The 6480-nt window shown below is 42.4% G+C and carries 1 protein-coding gene and 3 pseudogenes; 2 read left to right on the top strand and 2 right to left on the bottom strand.

What is annotated here, in order from left to right; all coding sequences use genetic code 11:
* Both F6K57_RS34420 and F6K57_RS34415 read right to left on the bottom strand, forming a co-directional pair.
* A pseudogene (locus F6K57_RS34420) lies at positions 1-249 on the bottom strand (glycoside hydrolase); the annotation flags it as partial.
* Between the two features lie 133 nt (positions 250-382).
* Entirely contained in the window at positions 383-1582 is a 1200-nt protein-coding gene (locus F6K57_RS34415; RefSeq protein ID WP_075900383.1) for a glycosyltransferase family 4 protein, read from the bottom strand.
* Between the two features lie 2367 nt (positions 1583-3949).
* Between F6K57_RS34415 and F6K57_RS34410 the strand changes: the two are divergent.
* A pseudogene (locus tag F6K57_RS34410) lies at positions 3950-5435 on the top strand (IS66 family transposase).
* 210 nt (positions 5436-5645) lie between these two features.
* Positions 5646-6293 (top strand): annotated as a pseudogene (locus tag F6K57_RS34405) (transposase); the annotation flags it as partial.
* Positions 6294-6480: the final 187 nt, after the last annotated feature.

The following is a 6480-nucleotide window of genomic DNA, read 5'->3' as shown; positions in this document are numbered from 1 at the left end:
GATAATCGCTGCCAGGGCAGCATTAGCAAAAGCATCTATTCCTCTCAAGCGTATCGAGGGTAGAGAGATTACTCGAACACCTTTGTAGTCAGAGGATGAAAAACCGGTAGACTTGGTGTAAGACGACCGTGCAAATAGGTCTACTGAATGACCTTGGGCAACAATTCTGGGATAGAGTTCTGTGCAGTAACGTTCAATGCCACCTTGCTTAACAGGTACTCCTTTGGCTCCAATTACAGCAATTTTCATTACTTCTAGTTTTCTGTTTTACGATACTCTTCGGCAGACTAATTAAGTGGTGATGACAACCTGAGTATGTAAGTTTGACTGCTCTAAAATTTGACTGCTTTATCTTGATTCAAGGCAGCCGATTAAACAGAGATTAGGCAGACCGTTGCTGAGCACGCTTGAGCATTTGCTCATAAACACTGCTAACAACTTTGCGAGCACTATAGGGTTGAGCGGTGCGCACACAGGAGCAAGCTGGATAATGCTCTGGATGGTGCAGAACCTTGCCCAAAGCATCTGCGATCGCAACTTTGGTACGCTCCTTGCAAACAATCCCACTGTCAGCACCGAGAAATTTGGGGGTTTCACCACAATTCGTAGTCACTACAGGTGTCCCACAGGCGAGAGCCTCAAGGACAGTCAAGGGCAGTCCCTCGTAAACGCTACTCAAAACAAAGACACTACAGACACGGTATAAGTTTGCTAGTTTTTGTTGACCTACTGCTCCGAGCATAGTCACTCGGTTAGACAACCCAAGAAAGCAAATTTCACCACGGAGTTCATCTTTTAACTCCCCATCCCCAGCAATCAGTAAGTGAACATTGGGAATATATAAAGCTGCCATTGCCCGTATCAGTAACATCGGGTCTTTTTGAGGATGCAGACGACCGGCGAACAGGAGAAAACGGGTCTGTTCAGGCAAATTATGCTCCTGTGCTAGAGCTTTGCGTCTTTGTTCTCGTTCCTTTTGGTCTAGGGCATAGAACACCTCCTCATCAACGGTGTTTTTCAGGTAAGCAACACGATTTGCGATCGCTGGATAACGCTGTTGATAAAACTTAGCTGATTCAGTATTGCAGGAAAAAATTTGGCTAAATTGCTTCACCAGTAAGCGTTCGAGGGCAAAATAGCTTGCAGAAAAACGCTGCCAAAGAATGCCATTATTACCCGTTGCAGGATTCATCTGCTTGGCAATGTCATTGTGTACAAACAGCGTCTTCTCTCCAGACCAATTGAGGGCTGCTAAGCTAGGTTCGATGCGATGAAAATGCATGAAATCCGATGCCAAGCAACGACCGAACAGCGCAGTCGTATACTTCACCGTCGTGGGTATCAAGGGCCTAACATTGTCATCTTCGAGAGGAAACAAGGGCATAAATTGAATGGCTCGACCGGCTAGTTCCCCTTCTTGCCATACACCGGAAGGTGAAGCCAGGTCTCCTGTTCCCACCAACCGCACCTCGAACTCACTCGGAGCATATTTGATAAAGGAGCGGATCACGGTCTGAATCCCACCAATGCTGCTATGCCAAGGATTAAACTGATAGAAAATAGTTAAAATTAGTTTCTGCATTACTTTTAATAATAAGTACAACTGTTTGATAGTCAGTAATTTAGAGTTTATATTTCAGAGATTTTACTATCAATAATATATAGTATTATTCAATTAATTGAGGTACTTGTATGCTGAATTTTAGGGAGTAGGGAGTAGGGAGTAGGGAGTAGGGAGTAGGGAGTAGGGAGTAGGAGTAATAAAATTGAATATAACTCATAAGTATGATCAACGCTATATAGCATTAATCAAATAGGGAAGGTACACTTTTTTTGATTTTATGGAACCGAAAAAAATGAATTATTGGGAGTTTTTTTAACAACCATAAATAATTGGTTAAATTTAGGTTAAACCCTGATTATAAACTACACCTTCACAACTCTAAATCCGGATAGTTTTTTGACAAGTTAACAGCTACTGAATTTAGAAAGCCCTACCACTAGTTTGTGACTTTCTCTCAACTTAAAAAAGCGTAAAATTCTTTCCAGACAAATTTTCCAGACAACACTTAACAATAGCGAAACAACCGGACATGATATTAGATCATGTCCGCTTAATTACTTACCAACCCAAATAGTCCCTGAATTTTTGGTAATGGGTAATAGGGAATTGGTAATTGTCAACTACTTTGTCTTGATGCAGTCGCTCATGGGGGAAACCCCCGCGTGAAGGCGCTGCCTCCCCAAGACCGCGCTGCATCGCTTTAGCAATTAAGCACTCGGAGATAATTTTTTTTAATTGTGTTAAGAAACTTAACGCTGCTCAAACCCTGTATTGATGCATCACTTTCTGTTCCCTGTTCCCTTGTCCGAAGTTCCCTGGTGTTAACAGTCAACTTTAATGGTTTCAGACTACTTACCAATTACCCGGGAAGGGATCTGATAATTAGTAAACGGAATAAAATATAAGTTATTAATATTTTGGACTTTAATAGTCTTGGTAAAAAAACGCAGCACGATATTGATGGGAAGCATCATTCCAATCAAGATGATATTGGTAACTAGTAGATAGGGATTGTTTGGTATCCCACATTCCGCACTTGAAAGTGTAGTTTGGAAGCTACTGCATCCTGCTACGGGAACACAAACAACGAGAACAGCTTAAGTGAGAACACCTTCAGTATTTCTCATCAACAATATCGCCAGCATCCCCAGAGTATAGATACTAAAATCTAAATACTACACCAAATATTACAAACTGACGTGGGGACTATCGCCTCACAGTCTATCCCTCTGAATCTGATTCCTGACTCCCAGAGCCACTGCATCTAGACCGTGATACACCCATGATTTTGCACCCAAAACCTATATTTGCAAATGTGACCTCGGAATGTCAATAAAAAGCTGTAGCCAATGTCCAGAGTATTTGGCTACATCGTGGCACCTATCTGCTGGGCATTTAGCCCACTAATCTACCGCTTTATTGAGACTATTATCAATTAACCCGAAATTTTACGGCAAAATTTGCCCAAAAATTATTTCAAGAATATTATTATACTAAATTTATCTATATTGTCAAGTGTTCAATGTAACTAATTGACGATCCGGCCACCTAAATATCCATTCTGTGCCATACTGGAATAAAGCTAAGTAGTCGGACAAAAGTAAATTTAACTGTTGAAATAGGGAGCAGGGAGCAGGGAGCATAGGGACTTTTGGCAACTTTACAAAAGTTAATAAAGTAAGGTTTATTTTTTTCCAGCTACTAACCTGATCAGATCAGGTTAGTGAGCCCTAAAAGCCTGTGTGACACTTAACTATAGAATTTCCATTTGAGTTGTAAACCTAATTGCTTAGGGAAAGCCAAGAGGCAATACTCAAGAAGCAAGAGCTAATAAAGTATATAAAGATTTTTGGTAATCGAAAAAATTTTAATACTTGTTTACAATTCATTGGGACATTCTATAGCAGTTATCAATTGGGTGAGGTACTTTCGTCCTGGGTTTTAGGGAGTAGGGACTAGGAATCCCCGCGCGCAAGAGGGTAAGAAAATTGAATCTACCTTATCGGTATGATCAACACTCTATATTCCTTATAGAACCCATTTGAGATCTCAGAGCTGATTTGTAAACTCGCACTCAACCTTGTAGGATAAAGTTTGCTTCAAAAAAGTACATTTGAAGTAACTGCTCACCGCAAGTGAGCAATTCTATTGAGAAAAAGACAATCCCCTAGTGGATAGCTGCTCCTTTGGTACACAGTGTGTCAGTTCCAGCAAGATTCCACAACCCGAATTGGAAGGCTCGGATCAACAACATACACTCGCGAGATTGAGAATTGGGCGGTGGCCAATGGCTGGCTTGAGTGCGAGGAATGGGCGTTTTGTCTTTTGAATGATGTATATTAAAAGCTATGACTATGACTTACGCACTGACCGGCAACTCCGAGCATGGCCATAGCCCTTGAGCAGATGGCAAATACAGTGCTGCGAATTTATGAATGGCTAATCGAGCAAGAGCAACAACTGGTCAAAAAGCAAAGTCTGATTGAGGCGCAACAACGCCAAATCTCCGCACAGCAACAGGAGATTGAACAACTAAAAGATTCTCTTGAGAAGCTCAAAAACCGTGACTCTCAAAACAGTTCCGTTCCTCCTTGATCGGATCAACTGAAAAAGCCCAGCGACAAAAAGAAACGGAGAAAAGGAAAAAAACGTGGTCCATAGTACAATCATCCCGGGAAAACCCGCAATGGATTTGGTACTCCCGATCGAGTAATCACTTTGGAGCTGGAAAACTGTCTGGTCTGTGGAAGTTCTTTAGAGTCACTCAAAGGAGCAAAGCGAGAAAGTCCAGCAGGTAGCTGAAGTCGTTGAGCAACCAGTAGAAATCAGAGAATATCGCCGCCCCTTGTATAAATGCCCAAATTGTAGGTGGTCTGGTTACAGTTTGATGCCACCGGGAGTTAAAGAAGGATTCAGCTATGGGGGAAGACTTTGTAGTATCGTGGGCTGGTTGGGTTATGGCGGAAACCTGACATGGCGGAAACAGGAGTATTTTGCCTTTATATGTCTTGGGGGTTCCCATTTCTCAGGGGAGTCTGGCAAAAATGCAGCGTTGGTTCCAACAGAGCAAGTAACCTTCTTATCAACAGTGGCGCTCCTTACATTAAACAGCCGGGAGTTAGGTGTGTAGATCAAACAACTTATTGTATAGATGGCATCAAGTATTGGTTATGGGTCGCTACCAGTGACCAAGTTTGCGCCTTGATGTTAGCCCCGACCCGCAGTTCTGCCGAACTAGAAAAATTGCTGGGCTCAGATTTTGAGGGAATACTCAGCAGTGATTGTTAATGTGCTTACTCTCCACAAGGTGCAGCATCCTTCGCAGAAGTGTTTAGCACATCTCGAGAGGGACTTAAAAGCCAATGAGACGTGTAGATTTAAGGGCAATCGTGAGGAAAGCAACTATGGTCGAAGCCGTTTTGTGGCCATCAAGAACGGTTCATCGGGACTATCAACAGCGGATTATTGAGTCGAGAAGAGTTAGCAGGGTACAGAAGTGTCATAGAAACAAAATTAAAAGAGGTTTTGTCACCAGACAGTTACCCAAAAGCCGCCATCAGATACGATCAGGTTGATGAGGCGACTTGAACGTCATTGGGATGAGTGGTTTACTTTTTTGTCTCATCCAGAAGTCAAACCTGACAACAATGATGCTGAAAGAGCTTTACGCCCTATTGTTGTTGATCGAAAAGTTAGTGGTGGGGCAAGAAGCGATTGGGGTGCGCAGTTAGTAGCCCAAATGTTCAGCTTTTTGGAGACGATGCGATGGCAAGGAAATAACGCGTTCGCGAAGCGGTTCTTTTGGAACATCTCCCAATTGTGTGAATTATTGTCTTTGGCTGGTCGAAGTCCCCCTGGTCTGAGGGGGTGACATGCAAGCTAAAATCCTTATTGGGTAATACTTTCAGCCGATATGTTACAAAAAGATACATACTAGTTTGGCCTGACCTTGGACGTAGTTATAAGGGTTTTAGCTTCTAGAACATCATTCCTAGGGTCAATTGCCCAGTTTATCTTAGCAAAGATAAACTGGCATCAAAGCATTATCTAGTAAGCTTTTAAGGGCTCATGTCACCCCCTCAGCCAAGGTAGAGTAGTTGCCTTAGATCCTGGTGTTAGAACCTTCTTGACTTTTTTTAGCGAGAATTCTATAGGCAAAATTGGAGAGGGTGATTTTTCTCAGATTCAGCGTTTGTGTCAGCATCTAGATAACTTGATATCAAAGATCAGTAAAACTAGAGGGAAACAAAAACGCCGGATGAGAAAGGCTGCCAGAAGGATGATTATCAGAATTCAAAATCTGGTAAATGAACTGCACCACAAAGCCGCTAGATTCTTAGTTGATAATTTTGACGTAATACTGCTTCCTACTTTCGAGACGTCTCAGATGTCCAAAAAGCAGCATCGGAAACTTAGATCAAAGACGGTTCGCAATATGCTTTCTTTTGCTCACTATCGGTTCAAAGAGTTTTTGAAACATAAAGCAACCGAAGACGGGAAAGTAGTTGTCGATGTCTGCGAAGCCTATACCAGTAAAACTATTAGCTGGACTGGTGAGTTGGTCAATATTGGTGGAAGCCAAATCATCAAATCAAAGATTGATGGCCGATCAATGGATTGACCGAAGGTCACGCTTCGCGAACGCGACATCAATGGCGCACGAGGAATTTTTCTTCGTGCCTTGGGAGATACCCCCTGGCTCAGAGATCAGCTTGCATTAGCGGGCTAGAATTTACCTTGGTAGATTTTGGTAGCTAAAAAGGATCGGATGTTAAGTATACTCTATATCTATCTAGAGTCTTTGGGTAAGCCCTGAGTTGGTATTGCGCTGTTGACATTGGCCTTTAGGATCCTCCACCATTCACCATTCGTTTTTATCTGGGTTCAAACTACAAGGAATATTGAATGAAAGTGAA

It is taken from the genome of Moorena sp. SIO4A5 (genome assembly GCF_010672005.1).
Taxonomy (GTDB): domain Bacteria; phylum Cyanobacteriota; class Cyanobacteriia; order Cyanobacteriales; family Coleofasciculaceae; genus Moorena.
The sequence above is the reverse complement of the archived record's forward strand: the minus strand, read 5'-3'. Positions and strand labels throughout refer to the sequence as shown.

Excerpts from the sequence above, each read along its gene's own strand:
- F6K57_RS34415 (WP_075900383.1), bottom strand. The coding sequence starts at position 1,582 with ATGCAGAAACTAATTTTAACTATTTTCTATCAGTTTAATCCTTGGCAT.